This window comes from Arthrobacter sp. SIMBA_036, from assembly GCF_046535135.1.
Lineage (GTDB): Bacteria > Actinomycetota > Actinomycetes > Actinomycetales > Micrococcaceae > Arthrobacter.
This window is the reverse complement of sequence record NZ_JAWRXG010000008.1, coordinates 115,368-135,279: the sequence shown is the minus strand read 5'-3', so window position 1 is coordinate 135,279 and position 19,912 is coordinate 115,368. Positions and strand designations below refer to the sequence as shown.

Sequence of the window (19,912 nt, the reverse complement as noted above, 5' to 3'; positions counted from 1 at the left end):
CTCGACGGAAGCGGATACGATTGACGGTGGCTGGCTGTGGTCCCCGTACGCCACAAGCTATGAAGCCTCAACCATGAATAGGAGACACCCGTGTCAGATGCCCAACAGATCACCCTCATCGTCGATGGCGAAGAGACAAAGGTGACGGAAGGGACTACCGGCGCGGAACTCTTCTTCGAACGCCGCGACGTCGTTGTAGCCCGCGTCAACGGCGTCCTGAAAGACCTTGACCAGGTCCTTCCCGCCGAGGCCGACGTCGAAGGCGTCACCATCGATTCTCCGGACGGACTCAACGTCCTCCGCCACTCCACGGCCCACGTCATGGCACAAGCGGTCCAGCAGTTGCGGCCCGAGGCCAAGCTGGGGATCGGCCCCTACATCACGGATGGCTTCTACTTCGACTTCGACGTCGCTGAGCCCTTCACACCGGAGGAGCTCCGGCAACTGGAAAAGATGATGCAGAAGGTCATCAACCAGAACCAGAAGTTCGTCCGCCGCGTCGTGACCGAAGAAGAAGCGCGCGAGGCCATGGCCAACGAGCCCTACAAGCTCGAACTGCTCGGCAAGAAAAACGACGCCGCAGACGCTGCTGAAGGGGTCAATGTTGAGGTTGGCGCCGGAGACATCACCATCTACGACAACGTGGACCGAAAGAGTGGCGAGAGCGTTTGGTGCGATTTGTGCCGCGGCCCGCACCTGCCGAACACCAAAATTATTTCCAATGCGTTCGCACTGACGCGTTCCTCCGCCGCGTATTGGCTCGGCAACCAGAACAACCAGCAGTTGCAGCGCATTTACGGCACCGCCTGGCCTACCAAGGAAGCGCTGAAGGCCTACCAGGAGCGCATCGCCGAAGCAGAGCGCCGTGACCACCGCAAGCTCGGCGTGGAATTGGATCTGTTCTCGTTCCCCGATGAGCTGGGTTCGGGACTTCCGGTATTCCACCCCAAGGGCGGCATCATCCGCAAGGCCATGGAGGACTACTCCCGCCAACGCCACGTGGACGCCGGATACGAGTTCGTCTACACCCCACACATCACTAAAGGCCACCTCTACGAAGTTTCGGGCCACCTGGACTGGTACAAGGACGGGATGTTCCCGCCGATGCAGGTGGACGCCGAACTCAACGAGGACGGCACCGTTCGCAAGCCGGCCCAGGACTACTACCTGAAGCCGATGAACTGCCCCATGCACAACCTGATTTTCCGCTCGCGTGGCAGGTCATACCGCGAGCTTCCCCTGCGCCTCTTCGAGTTCGGTTCTGTCTACCGCTACGAGAAGTCCGGCGTGGTGCACGGCTTGACCCGTGTCCGGGGCATGACCCAGGACGACGCCCACATCTACTGCACCCGCGAACAGATGAAGGACGAACTCACCACCACGCTCAACTTCGTCCTCGGGCTGCTCAAGGACTACGGCCTGGACGACTTCTACTTGGAGCTTTCCACCAAGAACGAAGAGAAGTTCGTGGGCGACGACGCCGCATGGGAGGAAGCCACCCGCACGTTGTCGGAGGTTGCCACAGCATCCGGCTTGGAGCTGGTGCCGGATCCGGGTGGAGCTGCGTTCTACGGCCCGAAGATCTCGGTCCAGGCAAAGGACGCCTTGGGCCGGACATGGCAGATGTCCACGATCCAGCTCGACTTCAACCTTCCGGAGCGCTTTGAACTGGAATACCAGGCCGCGGACGGCACCCGTCAGCGCCCGGTCATGATCCACCGTGCCCTGTTTGGTTCCGTGGAACGCTTCATGGGGGTCCTCACCGAGCACTACGCCGGCGCCTTCCCGGCGTGGCTTGCCCCGGTACAGGTAGTGGGGATTCCGGTTGCGGAGGCCTTCAACGATTACATGTTCGACGTCGTCGGGCAGCTGAAAGCGGCCGGCATCCGGGCCGAGGTGGATATTTCCTCGGACAGGTTCCCCAAGAAGATCCGCACTGCCAGCAAGGACAAGATTCCGTTCGTGCTCATCGCCGGTGGCGAGGACGCCGAGGCCGGTGCTGTGTCCTTCCGCTTCCGTGATGGCAGCCAGGATAACGGTGTTCCCGTGTCCGAGGCCGTTCGCAGGATCGTGGACGCTGTCAAGAACCGCGAGAACTGACGGAACGGACAACGAGACGGTGCAGGAGTACACAGGCGACGCAATTGAGTATCCGCACGACGCCGAGGTAACTGATGACTTCAGCCTGGCTGGCGTTCCGGACGCTTTTGCGCGTTTGTGGACTCCGCACCGCATGGCCTACATCAAGGGCGGGCAGGACCAGTTCAAGAACAAGGACGACTGCCCGTTCTGTGTAGGGCCAACCCGTTCGGACGAAGAATCACTCATCGTTTACCGGGGCAAGACGTGCTACGTAGTGCTCAACCTGTTCCCGTATAACCCAGGGCACCTGTTGGTGTGCCCGTACCGGCACGTACCGGATTACACCGATATCATAGAAGAAGAGACGGCGGAGTTCGCCGACTTGACCCAGACGGCCATGCGGGTGCTGCGCAAAGTCTCTAATCCGAGCGGCTTCAACCTGGGAATGAATCAAGGCGTCACGGGAGGCGCAGGCATCGCCGCCCATCTTCATCAACATGTGGTTCCGCGGTGGGGTGGGGACGGCAACTTTTTCCCCATCATTGCCCAGACCAAGGCCATCACGCAGACGCTGGACGAGGTTCGCCAGCTGGTCGCTGAGGCGTGGCCAGGGGAGTCGCATGCTGAATAAGCACGCGCGCGGCTTTTTCACGTCACTTTTCACCCCACTGGCACGATGGCTTCTTAGAAGCGGAGTGTCACCGGACGCCGTCACCATGGTCGGCACGGCCGGGGTGGTTGTGGGTGGGCTGGTGCTCTATCCGCTTGGACACCTGTGGTGGGGTTCGGTGGTGATCGCCTTCTTTGCGTTCTCCGATGTGGTCGATGGCATCATGGCCCGTTTGGAGGGCCGTTCAGGGGGCTGGGGAAACTTCCTTGACTCCACTCTCGACCGCCTGGCTGACGGGGCGATCTTCGCAGGACTGACGATCTGGTCCTTCACGAAGGGCGCGGACCCGGCGATCGGTGCGGCCGCCGTCGTCTGCCTTGTTGTGGGCATGGTGGTTTCCTATGCACGTGCCAAGGCAGAATCCTTGGGCTACCACGCCAGCGTTGGAATCGCTGAACGCGCTGAACGGTTGGTCTCCGTGCTGGTGGTTGCCGGTTTCACGGGCCTCGGGCTTCCGCCCGTTGTCTTGTTGGCCACACTCGTGCTGTTGGCGCTGGCCAGTGCCGTCACCATCGTCCAGCGGATGTCCGCAGTGCGGCGTCAAGCCATGGCTCAAGCGGACGGACCCGCACCAGCGTAAGGTGCTGCCGCTGCTGTCATGAATGTACGGGCACCCAGCTAGCTGGGACTACTATTACTAGTACTTGGTCACCTTGACCTGAAAACCCGGTGTGCACAGAAAGCGGTTATGTGGCTGCGCGTGCCGCCGGTGAGAAGGTCGTTTATCTACCCATAGGGGTTTTTGTGTCTACACCAGATGTAAGCAACGAAGCCGGTTCTGCCGCGAACAGCGTCACGGGCTCCAGCCGTGTGAAGCGCGGTATGGCGGAGATGCTCAAGGGCGGCGTCATCATGGACGTCGTTAACGTCGAGCAGGCCCGTATCGCTGAGGACGCCGGTGCTGTGGCGGTCATGGCGCTTGAGCGTGTCCCTGCCGATATCCGCGCCCAGGGTGGCGTGTCCCGCATGTCCGATCCGGACATGATCGATGCGATCATCGCTGCTGTGTCCATTCCGGTCATGGCGAAGGCCCGCATTGGTCACTTCGTCGAAGCGCAGGTTTTGCAGTCCCTCGGCGTCGATTACATCGACGAGTCCGAGGTCCTGACCCCGGCTGACTACGTGAACCACATCGACAAGTGGAACTTCACCGTTCCTTTCGTCTGTGGTGCCACGAACCTTGGTGAGGCGCTGCGCCGCATCAACGAGGGCGCGGCGATGATCCGTTCCAAGGGTGAGGCCGGGACCGGGGATGTTTCCAACGCGACCGGGCACATGCGGAAGATCCGTGCCGAGATCGCGAAGCTTTCCTCCCTTCCCGAGGACGAGCTGTACGTTGCGGCCAAGGAACTTCAGGCCCCGTACGAGCTGGTGAAGGAAATCGCGGCCACGGGCAAGCTCCCCGTCGTGCTGTTCACCGCCGGTGGGATCGCGACCCCGGCTGATGCTGCGATGATGATGCAGCTCGGCGCTGATGGTGTGTTCGTTGGTTCGGGCATCTTCAAGTCCGGGAACCCGGCAGAGCGCGCCGCCGCCGTCGTCAAGGCCACCACGTTCTACGACGACCCCGATGTCATTGCCAAGGTCTCCCGCGGCCTGGGCGAAGCGATGGTCGGCATCAACGTCGACGAGATCCCCCAGCCCCACCGCCTCGCAGAACGCGGCTGGTAACAGGGACGCTTCTAGCGAGCAAAAGTACGACGCCGGCCGGTCACCTTGGTGACCGGCCGGCGTCGTCGTTTGCTGCTGTTTTCCGAACCTCAGCGGGGCCGGCGTGCTGCGTGCTCCCTGGCGAGGCGGGCGTAGTCGTCGTCGGGCGTTCCCGGCACAAAGGAACCGAATTTGCGCTCGGCAGCGATGCGGATGAGGAAGTCCGCAATGGCCGGGTTTTTCGGCAACAGGGAGCCGTGCAGGTAGCTGGCCACGACGTTCTTGTACCGGGCGCCCTCGTGCCCGTCCTTGCTGTTGTTGCCCGCACCCTTGGTGACGGTCCCCAGCGGCTGGGCACCGGGACCCAAGGTGGTTTGCCCGCTGTGGTTCTCGTAGCCCATGACATCACCGAATTCGGTGGTCTGCATGATGACGTTCCCGATCAGGCGTTCGTCGGTTCCATACGTTTCGACGTCGAGGATGCCGATCCCGGGAATGACCGACCCCGAGCTGGTCTTGAAGAACTTGCCGAACAGTTGGTAGAGGCCGCAGATCGCCAGCATGGGCGCGCCGTCGTCGGCCAGCTTGCGCAACTGCTCCGCCCGGGTCTGGAGGTCGTCCTGGATCACCAACTGGCCACTGTCCTGGCCGCCACCACCGACGATGATGTCGACGTCGTCCGGGAAAGCATCTCCGACGTTGTATTCCAACAGTTCCGGCGTATACCCGTGCCACGCGATCCGCCGCTTGAGTACCAGGGCGTTGCCCCAGTCCCCATAAATGTTCATGTCCTTGGGGTAAAGCTGCAGAACGCGCAGCGTACCCTTGCTTGGCTGTGCTTCCGAGGTCATGAGACCACCTCAACTATGGTGACTTTGGCCAGTTCGCGACGGATGGCGAGCATGGATGTGTAGGTGCAGAAGATCCGTTTCGGCTTGCCTCGCGAGCCGTTGATGAACGTCCGGAGCGCCGCAGTGATGTCCGGCTCCACGACGCCGAAGGGCACCTCGTCGTACTGAAGGCGAAGCGCCATGTCGTAGGCTCGAACCCCGGTGAGGACTTCCACGCCGTCCTCGCGCAACGACTCGAACTCGACATCCCACAGCCATGACATGTCCCTGCCGTCGGCGTAGTTGTCGTTGATGGCGATCATCGTGGCATATCCACCGGCCGGGAACGACTTCAAACCGAGCCTGAAACCACTCGGGTTTTTAACCAAAACCAGCTCGAGCGGCTGTCCATCGACGGTGAGGCTTTCGCCCCGCCCAAAAGCGGGAGCAACTTCGGCCAGTGCCTTGACCAGTTTGGGGGTATCCACCGGTCCTGTCCCGAGCACGGAACGCGCCAGTGACAGCGCCGCAGCGGCGTTGAAGATGTTGTAAACGCCACGAAGCTTCATCTCGGTGGTCACGGTTTCGCCGTCGAACTCAAAGTCGGCGTCCTGGCCGCCTACACGGCGCAGTACGACGTCGGCAGCCGGCAGGGCGACGGGCTCACCGGCGGCGGCAGCAACCGGAGTCCCGGAGGGGGAGGGGCCGATGCCCGTGGTGCGCATGTCGTCGTCGTTGGGGAAGGTGCTGCGGAGGGACTCGTCCAGGCCGAAGTACCTGACCTGCGGATGGTGAGCCGCATCAAGCCGGTTGAGGGTATCGGCGATGCGGGCCACCCGCGGGTCTTCGCGGTTCAGGACAACCGTGTCCGTTGTCTTCGATGCAATGTGCTCCAGCAATCGTGCGGTCTTGTCGATCTCGCCGAAGCGGTCCAACTGGTCTCGGAGAACGTTCAACAGAAGGCTGTAGCGGGGCTCTACCTTGTTGACGAAGTGCACCGCATGGGCCTCGTCCAGCTCAAGAATGGCCACGTCAGCGTCGAGCCGGCCGCGCCAGTCCACCTCACCCAGTAGTGAGGCAGCCACCCCACGGGTGAAGTTGCTGCCGCTGCGGTTCGTGAAGACCTTGAGGCCCTGGCTTTCGAGGAGTTCCACCACCATTTTGGTGGTGGTGGTCTTGCCGTTGGTACCGCTGACCACGGCCACGCCGTGGGGGAGCGAGGAGAGGGTTCTCTGCATGAAGCCGGGGTCTATTTTTTCGACCACCAGTCCCGGAAAAGCGGAGCCTCCGCCCCGAAGCCGGGACAAGGTGCGGACCAGCTTGCCGAGGGGGACGCTGAAGGAAGGCATGCTCTGTAATATATCCCAGTCCCCAATGTGTCGGTCCTGCACGCCAGGTCCATCGCCGCTCCATCGCCGCGGAGCACTATGATGGATCAATGACCAACACCTTTTCTGACGCTTCTTCACGCGTGGGTTCAGGACTCCGGATCGGCGTTCTTGCCCTGCAGGGAGATTTCCGTGAGCACCTTCACGCCGTTGAGGCGGCAGGTGCCACCGGTGTAGGCGTGAGGCGGCCGTCCGAGCTCGACGACGTCGATGGACTCATCATCCCCGGTGGGGAGTCCACCACCATCGATAAACTGTCCCGCATCTTTGAGCTGCGTGATCCCCTCCGCAAGAAGATTGCCGAAGGCATGCCGGTCTACGGATCCTGTGCCGGCATGATCCTGCTGGCCGACGAGATCGCGGATCCTTCCGAGGATCTTGAGGGCAACGCGCAGCAGACATTCGGTGGCCTCGATATCACCGTCCGGCGTAACGCCTTCGGCCGCCAGCGGGAGTCCTTCGAAACCGACCTGGATTTCAAGGGGCTGGACTTTAGTGCCGGTGAAGGCGGAGTCGAGCCCGTCCACGCAGTATTTATTCGCGGCCCGTGGGTGGAACGGGTAGGGCCTGGTGTTGAGGTACTTGCCCAGGTGGAGCCTGACGATGCCCGCCACACCGCCACTTTGCACGGATTGGCTAGAATTGTTGCAGTACGTTCGGGCCACCTGCTGGCAACCTCCTTCCACCCGGAAGTGACGGGCGAGAAGCGCGTGCATGAACTCTTTATTCGAATGATCAGAGGAGAAGCGTAAAGCATGTCAGGCCACTCCAAATGGGCGACCACCAAGCACAAGAAAGCCATCATTGACGGCAGGCGTGCCAAGTCGTTCGCGAAACTGATCAAGAACATCGAAGTTGCTGCCCGCATGGGTGGTCCCGACCTCGCCGGCAACCCGGGCCTGGAACTGGCTGTCACCAAGGCCAAGAAGACCTCGGTCCCCAACGACAACATCGACCGCGCCATCAAGCGTGGCGCCGGGCTCACCGGCGAAGTGGTCGACTACACCGAAATCATGTACGAGGCCAGGGGCCCCCAGGGCTCTGCGCTGTTGATCGAATGTTTGACCGACAACAAGAACCGTGCGGCCTCGGAAGTGCGCTTGGCCATCTCACGTAATGGCGGCACCATCGCCGACCCCGGTTCTGTTAGCTACCTGTTCACCCGCAAGGGCGTGGTGGTGCTGCCGAAGAACGGCCTGAGCGAGGACGACATCCTCATGGCTGTGCTGGAAGCCGGGGCCGAGGAAGTCAAGGACAGCGGAGAAAACTGGGAAATCCACTCCGAACCCTCCGACCTCCAAGCCATTCGGGATGCCCTGAAGGACGCAGGGATCGAGTACGAGACTGACGAAGCCGAATTCGTTCCGTCCATGCAGGTTGACCTCGACGTCGACGGCGCCAAGAAGTTCATGAAGCTCGTGGACGCCTTGGAAGAGTTGGACGACGTCCAGAACGTTTACAGCAACGCTGATCTCAGTGAGGAAGTCCAAGCAGCCCTCGACGCCGAATAGGCGTTTCGACATTCGTCGGTGGCGTCCCGCAGTGCTGTTAATTGAAGACAAAAGGAAGGCCCGGACGTGACTCTTCGTGTGTTGGGAGTCGATCCGGGCCTTACCCGTTGCGGCATCGGTGTGGTGGACATTGAGCGGAACCGGCGGGCCACGATGGTTGCCGTTGGAGTGGTTGGCACCTCCGCTGAGCTCACTTTGGACAAGCGGCTCTTGGTCATCGCCCAAGCCATCGACGAGTGGCTGGACCTGCACACGCCGGACGTCGTCGCCGTCGAACGGGTCTTTTCGCAGATGAACGTCAGCACCGTCATGGGCGTCGCCCAGGCCTCCGGCGTCGTTATCGCCGCTGCGGCGAGGCGGGGGATTCCGGTGGCCCTGCATACGCCATCCGAGGTCAAAGCAGCAGTAACCGGAAGCGGTACTGCCAATAAGGACGCCGTTACCAAGCTCGTCACCAAGATACTGCGCCTGGACGCGCCGCCGAAGCCCGCTGATGCCGCTGACGCCCTCGCCTTGGCCCTCACGCACGCGTGGCGCGCAGGTAGCGGTCTCGCGGCGAACGGCGGTGCAGGCAACAGTTCGCTGACTCCAGCGCAAAAAGCATGGGCCGACGCCGAGGCGAAAGCGCGCCGTGCGCGTTGATCGCTGACGATGTTGCTAGGGTATTCGTAGATATGTTCGGATAGGCGGCTTTGGCCGGGGTCTGACTCGGGCCTTGGCGGCAACGTGCAGGAGAATGTGGATGGCAATGCAAAGCATCGGAGCGGGACAACCGTCAGGGGCCGGGTCTTGATCAGTTTTCTTCGCGGGATCGTGGCCCATGTTGGCTTGTCGAGCGCAGTTATTGACCTCAACGGGGCTGGGATGAGCGTCTTCGCCACGCCGCAGACCTTGAGCCACCTCACGGTAGGTGCGGAAGCAAAGCTGTTCACCTCAATGATCGTCCGGGAGGATTCCCTGACGTTGTTTGGATTCGCCGACGAGGACGAGCGGGAAGTCTTTGACGTCCTCCTCAGTGTCAGCGGAGTGGGGCCCAGGCTGGCGTTGGCCGTTCTCGCTGTTCACGAACCCGAAGCCATTCGGGTGGCCGCCCACACCGGGGACGGGAAGACTTTCACCAAGGTGCCGGGCATCGGTCCCAAAGTTGCCGGGCGCATCGTCCTGGAACTTGCCGGAAAGCTGGTACCCCTGGGAACGGGGGCAGGCGACAGCAAGGCTCCCGCATTGGCTCTGAGCGCGGAGTGGAAGCCCCAAGTAGTCGCCGCACTGACCAGCCTGGGATGGTCGGAAAAGGACGCCGCCGGCAGTGTGGACAAGGCCATGGTCGATTCGCCGGAACTGGCCGAAGGCGGAAACGTCGCGCAAATCCTCCGCGCCACCCTCCGTTGGCTGGGCCAAGACGGGGCCCGTGCTGGCAACCGCGTAGGCAGCCGTGGCTGAGCAGTCATTGGTCACAGGGGGTGAAGAGCCCGAAGAGCGGATCATTGAGGCCGCACTCCGGCCCAAAAACCTCCACGACTTTGTGGGCCAGCACCGGGTCCGCAAACAGCTGGCGCTGGTACTGGAGGCCTCGCGCATGCGGGGCCGCAGCGCAGATCACGTCCTGATGTCAGGCCCTCCGGGCCTCGGCAAAACCACTTTGGCCATGATCATCGCCGCAGAAATGAATGCTCCCCTCCGGATCAGCAGCGGTCCAGCGATCCAGCACGCCGGCGATTTAGCAGCGATTCTCTCCTCCCTGACTGAAGGCGAAGTCCTGTTCCTGGATGAGATCCACCGGATGTCCCGCCCGGCCGAGGAAATGTTGTACATGGCCATGGAGGACTTCCGTGTGGACATCGTGGTGGGCAAAGGTGCCGGCGCCACGGCGATCCCACTGGACCTGCCTCCCTTCACTTTGGTCGGGGCGACTACGCGAGCTGGCCTCCTCCCGGGTCCGCTGCGCGACCGCTTCGGGTTTACGGGCCATTTGGAGTTCTACTCTGTTGATGAACTTGAGCTGGTCCTCCGTCGCTCGGCTGGCTTATTGGACCTCAAGGTCAATTCAGCGGGGTTCACGGAGATCGCCGGCAGGTCCCGTGGTACGCCCCGTATCGCTAACAGGCTGCTTCGACGCGTCCGCGACTGGGCACTCGTGCACGGTATCGAGCAAATTGACGCCCGTTCGGCGTCGGCGGCTTTGGACATGTATGAGGTCGACGCGCGGGGCTTGGACCGCTTGGACAGGTCCGTCCTTGAGGCCTTGATCACCAAGTTCAATGGGGGTCCCGTCGGCTTGTCCACGCTCGCTATTGCCGTGGGGGAGGAACCGGAAACGGTTGAAACGGTGGCTGAGCCCTTCCTGGTCCGCGAAGGACTGTTGGGAAGAACACCGCGGGGCCGCATTGCCATGGCCGCCGCGTGGACCCATCTGGGCTATGCAGTGCCCGCAGGGGTTTTCGGGCAGGAGACTTTGGCGCTGTTTGATGAGGACCAAAACCACGCCGAAACCATGGATACAGCCGGTTAACACGCGGTCTTCAGGTTTTCCCCCTAGACTGGTATGACGCTCGGCACGTTCGAGTCCTTGATCCATGTGCCCCCTTGCAGGTGAGGCGCAACGCTTTCCGGGGGTTTTACTTCCGCGGCTGCAGGATCTCCCGGGGACGTTGCCGTGAACCAAAACGTAAGTACAGAACGGAACTTCCCTGTGGATCCAATGACCATATTGCTGTTCGTCATGCTTGGACTCTTTGTCTTCATGATGTTCCGCCGCAACAAGAAGACCCAGCAGCAGCAGGCCGCGATGCAGTCCAAGTTCGCCCCTGGCGTGGACATCATGACCAGCTTCGGTCTCTTCGGGCGCATCGTTTCCATCGACGAAGCTGAGAACAAGGTAGTTATCGAACTGTCGCCGGGTATCGAGGCAACTGTTCACCGTCAAGCCGTCACCAAGGTGGTTGAAGCGACGCCCGAGGAAGCTCCTGTTGTTCCGGATGACGCTTCTTCCTTGACCGCGACTGGAACGGAACTGCCCGGCGTCGCGGAGACCCCGGATGAGACCATCGCGCGGCTCAACACAGAGGACAAGAAGGACAACTAAGAAGGGTTTCCGGCGCCGCTAAGGCGCGGAACAACTTCTACGGCAGCAGAGAGCCGCCGGCAGGCACGCATCAGTGTCCGCCGGCGGCTGTCCGGCGATAACAGGAAGATCGATAATGGCACGGACCGGCCCCAAAAACTCAGCCCGCAAGGTGCTGACTTGGCTTGGAGCAATATTAGTTGTACTCACCGCCGTCCTGGCCGGGGGAGTGGTGACAGGCCACGCAACCTGGGCTCCCAAGCTTGCCTTGGACTTGGAAGGCGGAACCCAGATGATCCTCGCCCCCAAGGTGGAGGGCTCCAGCGGCATCAATGAGGACCAACTCAACCAAGCCGTCGCCATCATCCGGCAGCGTGTTGACGGTTCGGGCGTCGCGGAGGCTGAGATCAGCACCCAGTCCGGGCGCAACGTTGTCGTGAGCCTTCCTGGAACTCCCTCCAAGGAAACCCGCGATCTGATTCAAGCATCGGCGAACATGAATTTCCGCCCGGTAATTCTGACGGGAGACCCTGCAGCCGTCCCGATCGCTTCACGGACGCCTGATGCGCAGTTGCCCAAGCCCACAGCGGCTCCGGCGAACGCAAGCGACCAGAACTGGGTAACGCCGGATATTTACAAGCAATTCGAAGCTCTTGACTGCGTGAACCCCTCTGCGGAAAAGGCACAAGCCTCGGACCCGGCCAAGCCGCTGGTGACGTGTGAGGCTGCCACGGACAAGACTCCGGCAGTCAAGTACATCCTCGGACCCGTGGAGGTCAAGGGACAGGACATCTCCTCGTCCTCGTACGACCCCGTCCAGGGTGCCCAGGGTTCCGTCACCAACTCTTGGGGCGTAACCATTACGTTCGACGCCGCTGCGACCGCCAAGTTCAAGGACGTCACCACACGCTTGAACCAGTTCTATGCCGCATCGCAGGCCCAGGGCGGAAACGACCCCAAGTCGCAGTTCGCGATCGTCCTTGACGACAAAGTCATCTCGGCACCGCGCGCGTTGGCAGTGATTTCTGACGGCAAGCCCCAAATTACCGGCAACTTCACCCAAGCCTCCGCCAAAGCGCTCTCGGACCAGTTGCGCTACGGTGCGTTGCCCATCAGCTTTGACATCCAGTCACAGGAGCAGATTTCCGCCACCCTTGGTGGGGATCAGCTCCGGCTCGGACTGTTGGCCGGCATCATCGGCTTGTCCTTGGTTGTGATTTACTCGCTGTTCCAATACCGGGCGCTTGGATTCGTTACCATCGCCTCCCTCGTCGTGGCGGGCGCGCTGACATACCTGGCCATTGCCGTGCTGGGTTGGACCGAAAACTATCGGCTCTCCCTTGCGGGCGTTGCCGGCCTCATCGTGGCGATCGGTCAAACGGCCGACTCGTTCATCGTTTACTTCGAGCGCATCCGCGATGAGCTGCGGGAAGGCCGCGGGCTGGTCTCCGCCGTCGAGAACGGTTGGAAGCGCGCCAAGCGGACTGTGCTGGCCTCCAAGGCAGTCAACGTCCTGGCCGCCGTCGTGCTCTACTTTGTGGCTGTGGGCAGCGTGCGCGGGTTCGCGTTTACGCTTGGCCTGACTGCGGTTGCCGACCTGATCGTGGTGTTCATGTTTACCCACCCGATGCTGCAGGTCCTTGCGCGCACGCGCTTCTTCTCCGAGGGGCACCGTTTCTCGGGACTCTCCCCTGACCGCCTCGGTGCGATTCCCCTGTACCGCGGCGCGGGCCGCCTCCGGACACCGGATGAAAAACCAACCGTAGTGCGCGCACGGAATGCCGGCGCTACCGCTGAGGCTGAACGACGCATGACAATCGCCGAGCGGCGCCTTGCCGAGAAGGGCCAGCTGACTGGCACTTCCAACGGCACCAAGGAGGAGAAGTAATGAGGACGAGCTTCGCAACCTTCGGTAACGAGCTATACACGGGCAAGCGCTCGTACAACTTTGTTGGTTCCAGGCGCATCTGGTTCATCATCGCGGGCGTCATCGTTGCGCTGTCCATCGTGATCCCCGTGCTTAAAGGTGGATTCAACCTCGGCATCGACTTCCGCGGTGGGTCCGAGTTCACGGTGTCCAACGTCAAAACCACTGACCCCAGCCTCGGCGAGAAAGCCGTCCACAGCGTGGTCCCGAGCGCAATTCCGCGCGTGGCCAACGTTGCGGGCAACACCATGCGCATCCAAACGGATCACTTGACTGACGACGAGACCAACCGCATCAAGGAAGGCCTGACGAGCGCCTACGGGGTTACCGACAACGAGGTGACATCCAACTTCGTTGGACCAACCTGGGGGCAGGACGTGACGCGCCAGGCGCTCATCGGCCTGCTGGTCTTCGTGGGCTTGGCCGCCGTCCTGATGGCGTTGTACTTCCGGACATGGAAGATGTCGTTGTCAGCATTGGCGGGCATGCTCGTGACCATGTTCACCACGGCAGGGGTCTACGCCCTGAGCGACTTCGAGGTGACGCCGTCGGCCATTATCGGCTTCCTGACCGTCCTGAGCTACTCGCTGTACGACACCGTGGTGGTTTTCGACAAGATCCGTGAGAACACGTCCGGCATTGCTTCTTCCACGCGGCGGACCTTCGCCGAGGAGGTCAACCTCGCGGTCAACCAAACCCTTGTCCGTTCCATCAACACCATGATGGTGGCGGTGCTGCCTGTGGCCGCCATTCTGTTTATCGGTGCGGGCTTGTTGGGTGCTGGAACGCTCAGGGACCTGTCGTTGGCTCTGTTCGTGGGCATCCTTATCGGTACCGCAGCCACGATTTTCATCGCGGCCCCCCTCTACGCAGCCCTCCGTCAAGGCGAGGCCGTCCTGGTAAAGCAGGCCAAAAAGGTAGCTCACCGGCGGGCAGAGGCCACCGTTTAGTCGGGCAATATTTGCTGTTTGCCTCAGAGCCGGTCCCCACGCAAGTGAGGGCCGGCTCTTTGGTGTGACCGTCGAGGCTCCTGCGGCGCCCCGTCATGTGCCCCTCCGGTTGCGGAAGCATTCAGTTGCGGGAATAGACTGGGAGAATTGAATCGTTTGTGAGGGGTACTTCTGTGGAAGAACGTGCGACGTCGGCGCCACCTTCGGGCGGGGAAGACGGCAACAAGGCCGTGGCCGGCCCGGCTACGAGCGTAGCTGGGCGCTCCCTCAGTGCCGTTCCGGTGGATACTCCCGGTGTCCGCCCTACTTTTCCCGGCCGGCGCGAGCGCACTCGCTCCCGCCTTGCCCGCCTCACCGGCCGCGGTTCGGCCCCGTACTCACCGATTTTGGAGCCATTGCTTCGGACTGTCCGGGCCAATAACCCCAAGGAAGATTTCGATCTCATTCAACGGGCGTTCGAGGTGGCCGAGCGCAGCCATCAGGGCCAGAAGCGCAAGAGCGGCGATCCGTACATCACCCACCCGGTAGCAGTAGCAACCATCCTCGCTGAACTTGGGATGACGGGCACCACTTTGGCGGCGGCGTTGCTCCATGACACCGTTGAAGACACGCCCTACACGTTGGCAGACCTGACGAGGGACTTCGGGCCCGAGGTTGCCATGCTGGTGGACGGCGTCACCAAGTTGGACAAGGTCAGTTTCGGCGAGGCGGCGCAGTCTGAAACCGTCCGCAAAATGGTCGTGGCGATGGCCAAGGACATCCGCGTGCTGATGATCAAGTTGGCTGACCGCCTCCACAACGCCCGGACCTGGCGTTTTGTCTCTGCCGAGTCTTCATCCCGCAAGGCCCGCGAGACCCTGGAAATCTTTGCCCCCTTGGCTCATCGCTTGGGCATGAACACCATCAAGTGGGAGCTTGAGGACCTGTCTTTCGCTGCCCTGTACCCGAAGGTGTATGAGGAAATCGTGCGCATGGTGGGGGACCGCACCCCTGAGCGCGAGAAGAGCCTCAGCGTCATCCGTAACCAGATAGCGGACGATCTGCGAACCGCGAAGATCAAGGCGACCATCACCGGGCGCCCTAAGCACTACTACTCGATCTACCAAAAGATGATCGTGCGCGACAAAGACTTCGACGACATCAACGACCTCATGGGCGTCCGCGTCCTGGTGGATTCGGTCCGTGACTGTTATGCGGCGTTGGGCACGTTGCACTCGCGATGGAACCCGCTTCCCGGGCGGTTCAAGGACTACATCGCCATGCCGAAATTCAACATGTACCAGTCCTTGCACACTACCGTCATCGGGCCCGGGGGCAAGCCCGTAGAGATCCAGATCCGGACCCACGAGATGCACCGCAGGGCCGAATACGGCGTGGCAGCGCACTGGAAGTACAAGGATCAGCCCAACCGGACCGCCGTCGGCCCCGGAAGTCCGCGCGATGGCGATATGGGTTGGCTGAGGTCGCTGGTGGACTGGCAGCAGGAGACTTCCGATCCGGGAGAGTTCCTGGACTCCCTGCGGTATGAAATAAATGCCCGGGAAGTTTTCGTCTTCACTCCCAAGGGTGAGGTAATGGCCCTGCCGGCCGGTTCCACTCCTGTGGACTTCGCCTACGCCGTGCACACCGAGGTGGGTCACCGGACCATCGGAGCCCGGGTGAACGGGAAATTGGTCCCGTTGAACAGTGAGCTCAACCATGGTGACTGGGTTGAGATTTTCACCTCAAAGGCCGAAGGTGCCGGTCCAAGCCAGGACTGGCAGCACTTCGTCAAATCCGCGCGGGCCAGGAATAAGATCCGGCAATGGTTCACCAAGGAGCGCCGCGAGGAGGCCATCGACCGGGGCAAGGACATGTTGACCCGGGCGATGCGGAAGCAGAATCTCCCGCTTCAGCGCCTGATGACGCACGACGCCCTATCAGCCGTGGCGGAGGACTTCCACTACGTTGATATATCCGGGCTCTACGCGGGCGTCGGAGACGGGCACACGTCCCCGCAGTCCGTCATGGAGAAGCTGGTCGAGCACCTTGGCGGCCATGAAACCCCGGACGAGGACCTCGATGAGGTCAGTATCCCGACGCAGGTTGCCAAGTCCAAGTTCTCCGACTCTGGCGTGATCGTTCGGGGCGTCGGCGACGTGTGGGTCAAGCTGGCCCGGTGCTGCACGCCCGTTCCTCCGGATCCCATCCTCGGCTTTGTCACCCGGGGTTCCGGCGTTTCCGTTCACAGGACGGACTGCACCAACGTTTCGGGACTTCGGGACCAGCCGGACAGGATCGTAGATGTTGAGTGGGCCCCAACCCAGTCAAGTGTCTTCCTCGTGGAGATCCAGGTTGAGGCTTTGGACAGGAAGTCGCTGCTCTCTGACGTAACACGTGTGTTGTCAGAGAACCACGTCAATATCCTCGCAGCTTCCGTGCACACCTCCAGTGACAGGGTAGCGATCTCCAAGTTCGCGTTCGAGATGGGCGATCCCAAGTACCTGCACCACGTCCTGAATGCCGTGCGCCGGATTGACGGAGTCTTCGACGTCTACCGGACCACCGGCAACCGACGCCGCAACTAGCGCCGGTTGTAACCAGCGATAGTTGCAACTGGCTCGGGTCCTCCTGCGGGGCGTAGCTCCCTTACCTGGCCAGATGGGCCAGTGTGGCTAACGCCCGCTTCTTGTGGGGAACCCGGGGCGCCGCTTCGACGGCCAGGGTCAAAAGGCGCAGCCTGACGCCGAGCTCCGGATGGTTCAAAAGGCGTGTGAGGGCGGGCACCGCCCGCTCGGGTTGCACATGCAGGGCGATGTCGGTGGCTGTGCGCAAAGGACTGCTGACCAGCAGTCCGCCCAAGCTCACCACGTCCAATTGTCCGAGCCGGACCTCGTGGAGGCTGCAGCCTTTGGTGCTCCTCAGGCTGGAAATCCGATGTTTGGCGTCCACCAGGAGTGCAAGGTTTTCCGGTGGCGGGGCACAGCCATAGATCCATGCCGCAGTGAGGCGACCCGCGACGACCCGCGTGCGGATCTTTTCGGGTACCGTGAGCGCTGCCGCCCGGGCTCTCAGGCGTGCGGTCAGGGCGACACCCGGGGCCGCATAGGACTTCCCGTAAAGGGGGAGCAGGATCCCATCAAGCGCCATGCACTGTAATTCGACCCATGTAAAGATGGGGCTGGGGGAGTAGAGCTCGGCGATGACCGGCTCCAGCAGGTTTGGGGCGGCTACTGCGTGGACCATTCACTGATCATTCCGTGGAGCGGTCCAAGCAGTACAGGCTCCGCCCCGGCTATGTGGAAAACCGGAACGGAGCCCTGCGTTCAGCTACGCGAGGTCGCTGGCAGAACGCTGGATTTGGTCAAGCCATGCCTGACGGGCGTCCAGCGCTTCCTTGGCAGACTTGATCCGGCGCTGGTCGCCGGCCTTCTCTGCTTTGTCGAGATCCTCTTTGAGGCCAGCGATAGCAGCTTCAAGCTGGGAGAGGGCGCTGTTCGTCCGAGCTTTCGTTTCGGGGTTGCTGCGCCGCCACTTCTCTTCTTCGGCTTCACGGACCGCGTCTTCAACCTTGCGCAGGCCGGCCTCGATGCGGCCCATATCTGCCCGCGGCACTTTGCCGGCCTCTTCCCAGCGGTCCCTGATGGACTGGAGGGCCTTCTTGGCAGTGTTGAGGTCGTTGATCGGAAGCAATGCTTGGGCTTCCGCAACCAGCTGTTCCTTGACGGCAAGGTTGGCCGTGTATTCCTGGTCAATCTGTTCGTTGGCTGCCTGCCGGTGGCTGAAGAAAACGTCCTGGGCGGCACGGAAGCGTGCCCAGAGGGCGTCGTCGTCCTTGCGGCTGGCGCGCGGAGACGCCTTCCACTGATCCATCAGCCTGCGGTACTCACCCGCAGCGAAGCCCCAGTCAGTGGAGGAGGACAAAGCTTCAGCCTCCGCGATGAGTGCTTCCTTGGCGGCCTTTGCAGCAGAGTTGGTGCTGTCCAGTTGCGAGAAGTAGGCGCGACGGTGCCGATCAAACACTGTGCGCGCCGAACGGAACCTCTTCCACAGTGCGTCCTCGTTGCTCCGTCCCAGCCGAACGCCGCTCTTTTGCGCAGCCTTCCACGTCTCGAAGAGCTCGTTCATGCGGGCGCTGGAGGTCTTCCACTGGATTTGAGCAGGGTCCTGGCCGGCAATCGACTCGGCTTCGGCCACGATCGCCTCGCGTGCGGCGAGCTCGGAAGCGCGAACTGCTTCATGGGCTGCCTTCTCGGACTTCTCCAACTCCACGATTTGTGCGGACAGCGTGTCCAAGCGCGCCTCGGCGCCCCGAATGTCTCCCACCATGTTCCGTTCGGCCAGCTGTTCCCGCAGGTGGGTCACGGTTTTCTGCATGTCCGTTGCCGGCGCCTTGGAACTTACACGGTGCTCCAACAGGACCACCTGGGCGATGACGTCGTCGAACTTCCGGGCAAAGTAGGCCAGCGCCTCATCGGGGCTGACGCCCGGGTACTGGCCAACAGGGATCTCTTCACCATCGAGGGAGAGGAACACGTGGCCATCGCCTTCGGCGCGTCCCCACTTGGCTGCTTCAGCCAACGCGGCCGCGGACACAGCCGGCGCGGCGGGAACGACGGCGGCCGGCGCCTTGGGCCGTGCAGCCATCGCCGCCGGGGAAGGGGCAGCAGGGGGCGTGGGCCGTGGAGCTACGGGTGAAGCAGGCGCTTCACTCTCCGGGGTGTTCCCAGTCTCGGGGATGGCATTCGCGTCCTTATCGTCGTTTGCCACGCCGGATTCGTCGGGGATCGCTGCTGCTGTTTCGTCGGATTTCTGACTGTCTGTCACCGCTAAAAGTCTTTCGCTTGGAGGGACCGCTCTGGTACTGCTCCCCGGGCTGGGGCCTGGAGTTCTCTACTTCAGAGAAAACGAGTCTATCGTGACAGGTGCCACAGGGGCGCCGTCATTATTGGTGGCGCCCGCCTGAAGGCCCGCTGCAGCGATCTTTGTGATGACGTCCAAGCCACTGGTCACCTTGCCCACCACCGTGTAACCGCCTGCTGCATCGGCAGGAATATTCGTGTCTTTGTAGATGATGAAGAACTGGTGCCCGTTGCCATATGCGTTGTTGGAGCTACGGGCCACAGCGATAGTCCCTGCCGGGTACTTGTTATCCGCCGGGGTGTTTTCCAACGGGCCCCAGTGGTAGTTCGGATCGTCCGCGCCGTCTTGGGACTTGGCGCCGCACTGGAGCAAACCGAAGGTTTGGGCTGTGGTCAGCCGGTGGCAGAGGGCGCCCTTGTAGTAGTTGGAGTCAGCCAAGGACTTGAACACAGCAGCCGCCTGCGGGGCTACCTTCCCGTCGAGCTCGACGCCCACAACGCCGCTGTTGAGCGCCAGTTGACCCGTAAACGTCTTCCCGGCCGCCGTGTCAGCGCTTGGGATTCCCTGGCTGTTCGAAGAAGGGGAGGCCGACGCTGAGCTGAGGCCGGCTTCCGCGGCAGCGAATTCCGATTCGCTCGGATTCGAACTGAACGCGGTGAGTTGAAGCACGACGGCGAGGATCACCGCCACAGCGGCGGCACCAATGGCAAGATAGTTATCCCGTTTGCGCCTCTTGGCTTGCTCCTGCCGCAGGGCGCGCTTGGCTTCCATCTGCCGGATGCGCCGTTTCGCTTCACGGTCGTCCCGCGATCTTGTTGCCAAGAGTCCTCCTGATTGTGTCCATGATCCACGGCTGCCTGCGGGAGATCGGCACGATGCATTAGAACTGCACGCGCGGAAAGCATAAACTGACTGCCGCACATAGTTTATGCATGACCAGCTGGACGCCCGCCCCATAAACGCCAATGACGCGCTTAATCCTGGCGGCCCGCACTTTTGTC

General features: G+C 62.0%; 18 protein-coding genes. 13 read left to right on the top strand and 5 right to left on the bottom strand.

From position 1 onward, the window contains the following. Window positions 1-90: 90 nt before the first annotated feature. From thrS to pdxS, 4 genes are all read left to right on the top strand, one after another. On the top strand, window positions 91-2,100 hold the full coding sequence (thrS, locus tag SB659_RS12485; RefSeq protein ID WP_410550618.1) for a threonine--tRNA ligase: 2,010 nt from the start codon (window positions 91-93) through the stop codon (window positions 2,098-2,100). A 19-nt stretch (window positions 2,101-2,119) separates the two neighbouring features. Further along, window positions 2,120-2,713 carry an HIT family protein gene (locus tag SB659_RS12480; protein WP_410550617.1) on the top strand — a complete coding sequence of 198 codons (594 nt, stop codon included), beginning with the start codon at window positions 2,120-2,122 and terminating at the stop codon, window positions 2,711-2,713. After that, window positions 2,703-3,332: a phosphatidylinositol phosphate synthase gene (gene pgsA / locus SB659_RS12475; RefSeq protein ID WP_284977982.1), complete on the top strand. Its 630-nt coding sequence runs from the start codon at window positions 2,703-2,705 to the stop codon at window positions 3,330-3,332. Before SB659_RS12480 ends, pgsA begins: the two co-directional genes overlap by 11 nt. Before the next feature lie 164 nt (window positions 3,333-3,496). Continuing rightward, complete coding sequence (pdxS, locus tag SB659_RS12470; protein WP_410550616.1) at window positions 3,497-4,423, top strand: pyridoxal 5'-phosphate synthase lyase subunit PdxS; 927 nt, start codon at window positions 3,497-3,499, stop codon at window positions 4,421-4,423. A gap of 89 nt (window positions 4,424-4,512) precedes the next feature. On the opposite strand, the gene SB659_RS12465 is transcribed toward pdxS, so the two are convergent. Continuing rightward, window positions 4,513-5,253 carry a type 1 glutamine amidotransferase gene (locus SB659_RS12465; RefSeq protein WP_410550615.1) on the bottom strand — a complete coding sequence of 247 codons (741 nt, stop codon included), beginning with the start codon at window positions 5,251-5,253 and terminating at the stop codon, window positions 4,513-4,515. Then, window positions 5,250-6,581 carry a MurT ligase domain-containing protein gene (locus SB659_RS12460; protein ID WP_410550614.1) on the bottom strand — a complete coding sequence of 444 codons (1,332 nt, stop codon included), beginning with the start codon at window positions 6,579-6,581 and terminating at the stop codon, window positions 5,250-5,252. The genes SB659_RS12465 and SB659_RS12460 overlap by 4 nt, the downstream gene beginning before the upstream one ends. An 89-nt stretch (window positions 6,582-6,670) precedes the next feature. On the opposite strand from SB659_RS12460, the gene pdxT reads away from it, so the two are divergent. From pdxT to SB659_RS12415, 9 genes are all read left to right on the top strand, one after another. Then, entirely contained in the window at window positions 6,671-7,372 is a 702-nt protein-coding gene (gene pdxT / locus SB659_RS12455; protein ID WP_410550613.1) for a pyridoxal 5'-phosphate synthase glutaminase subunit PdxT, read from the top strand. Window positions 7,373-7,375: 3 nt separating this feature from the next. Next, on the top strand, window positions 7,376-8,131 hold the full coding sequence (locus SB659_RS12450) for a YebC/PmpR family DNA-binding transcriptional regulator (protein WP_284974528.1): 756 nt from the start codon (window positions 7,376-7,378) through the stop codon (window positions 8,129-8,131). A gap of 66 nt (window positions 8,132-8,197) precedes the next feature. Continuing rightward, window positions 8,198-8,773 carry a crossover junction endodeoxyribonuclease RuvC gene (gene ruvC / locus SB659_RS12445; RefSeq protein WP_284977977.1) on the top strand — a complete coding sequence of 192 codons (576 nt, stop codon included), beginning with the start codon at window positions 8,198-8,200 and terminating at the stop codon, window positions 8,771-8,773. A 147-nt stretch (window positions 8,774-8,920) separates the two neighbouring features. Further along, window positions 8,921-9,571 carry a Holliday junction branch migration protein RuvA gene (gene ruvA, locus SB659_RS12440; RefSeq protein ID WP_410550612.1) on the top strand — a complete coding sequence of 217 codons (651 nt, stop codon included), beginning with the start codon at window positions 8,921-8,923 and terminating at the stop codon, window positions 9,569-9,571. Then, the gene (gene ruvB, locus SB659_RS12435) at window positions 9,564-10,640 is read left to right on the top strand and encodes a Holliday junction branch migration DNA helicase RuvB (RefSeq protein ID WP_284974531.1); all 1,077 of its coding nucleotides are present in this window, start codon (window positions 9,564-9,566) and stop codon (window positions 10,638-10,640) included. Before ruvA ends, ruvB begins: the two co-directional genes overlap by 8 nt. A 189-nt stretch (window positions 10,641-10,829) precedes the next feature. Further along, entirely contained in the window at window positions 10,830-11,213 is a 384-nt protein-coding gene (gene yajC, locus SB659_RS12430; protein WP_410550664.1) for a preprotein translocase subunit YajC, read from the top strand. 115 nt (window positions 11,214-11,328) lie between these two features. Continuing rightward, entirely contained in the window at window positions 11,329-13,080 is a 1,752-nt protein-coding gene (gene secD, locus SB659_RS12425) for a protein translocase subunit SecD (RefSeq protein WP_410550611.1), read from the top strand. Next, complete coding sequence (secF, locus tag SB659_RS12420; RefSeq protein WP_410550610.1) at window positions 13,080-14,069, top strand: protein translocase subunit SecF; 990 nt, start codon at window positions 13,080-13,082, stop codon at window positions 14,067-14,069. The genes secD and secF overlap by 1 nt, the downstream gene beginning before the upstream one ends. 173 nt (window positions 14,070-14,242) lie before the next feature. Continuing rightward, the gene (locus SB659_RS12415) at window positions 14,243-16,636 is read left to right on the top strand and encodes a RelA/SpoT family protein (protein ID WP_284974534.1); all 2,394 of its coding nucleotides are present in this window, start codon (window positions 14,243-14,245) and stop codon (window positions 16,634-16,636) included. A 61-nt stretch (window positions 16,637-16,697) separates the two neighbouring features. On the opposite strand, the gene SB659_RS12410 is transcribed toward SB659_RS12415, so the two are convergent. From SB659_RS12410 to SB659_RS12400, 3 genes are all read right to left on the bottom strand, one after another. Beyond that, complete coding sequence (locus SB659_RS12410; RefSeq protein WP_284977971.1) at window positions 16,698-17,294, bottom strand: hypothetical protein; 597 nt, start codon at window positions 17,292-17,294, stop codon at window positions 16,698-16,700. Window positions 17,295-17,378: 84 nt separating this feature from the next. Beyond that, a complete protein-coding gene (locus SB659_RS12405; protein ID WP_284977970.1) occupies window positions 17,379-18,875 on the bottom strand; it encodes a DUF349 domain-containing protein in 1,497 nt (498 codons plus the stop codon). Between the two features lie 66 nt (window positions 18,876-18,941). Further along, complete coding sequence (locus SB659_RS12400) at window positions 18,942-19,733, bottom strand: peptidylprolyl isomerase (protein WP_284977969.1); 792 nt, start codon at window positions 19,731-19,733, stop codon at window positions 18,942-18,944. Between the last annotated feature and the right edge of the window lie 179 nt (window positions 19,734-19,912).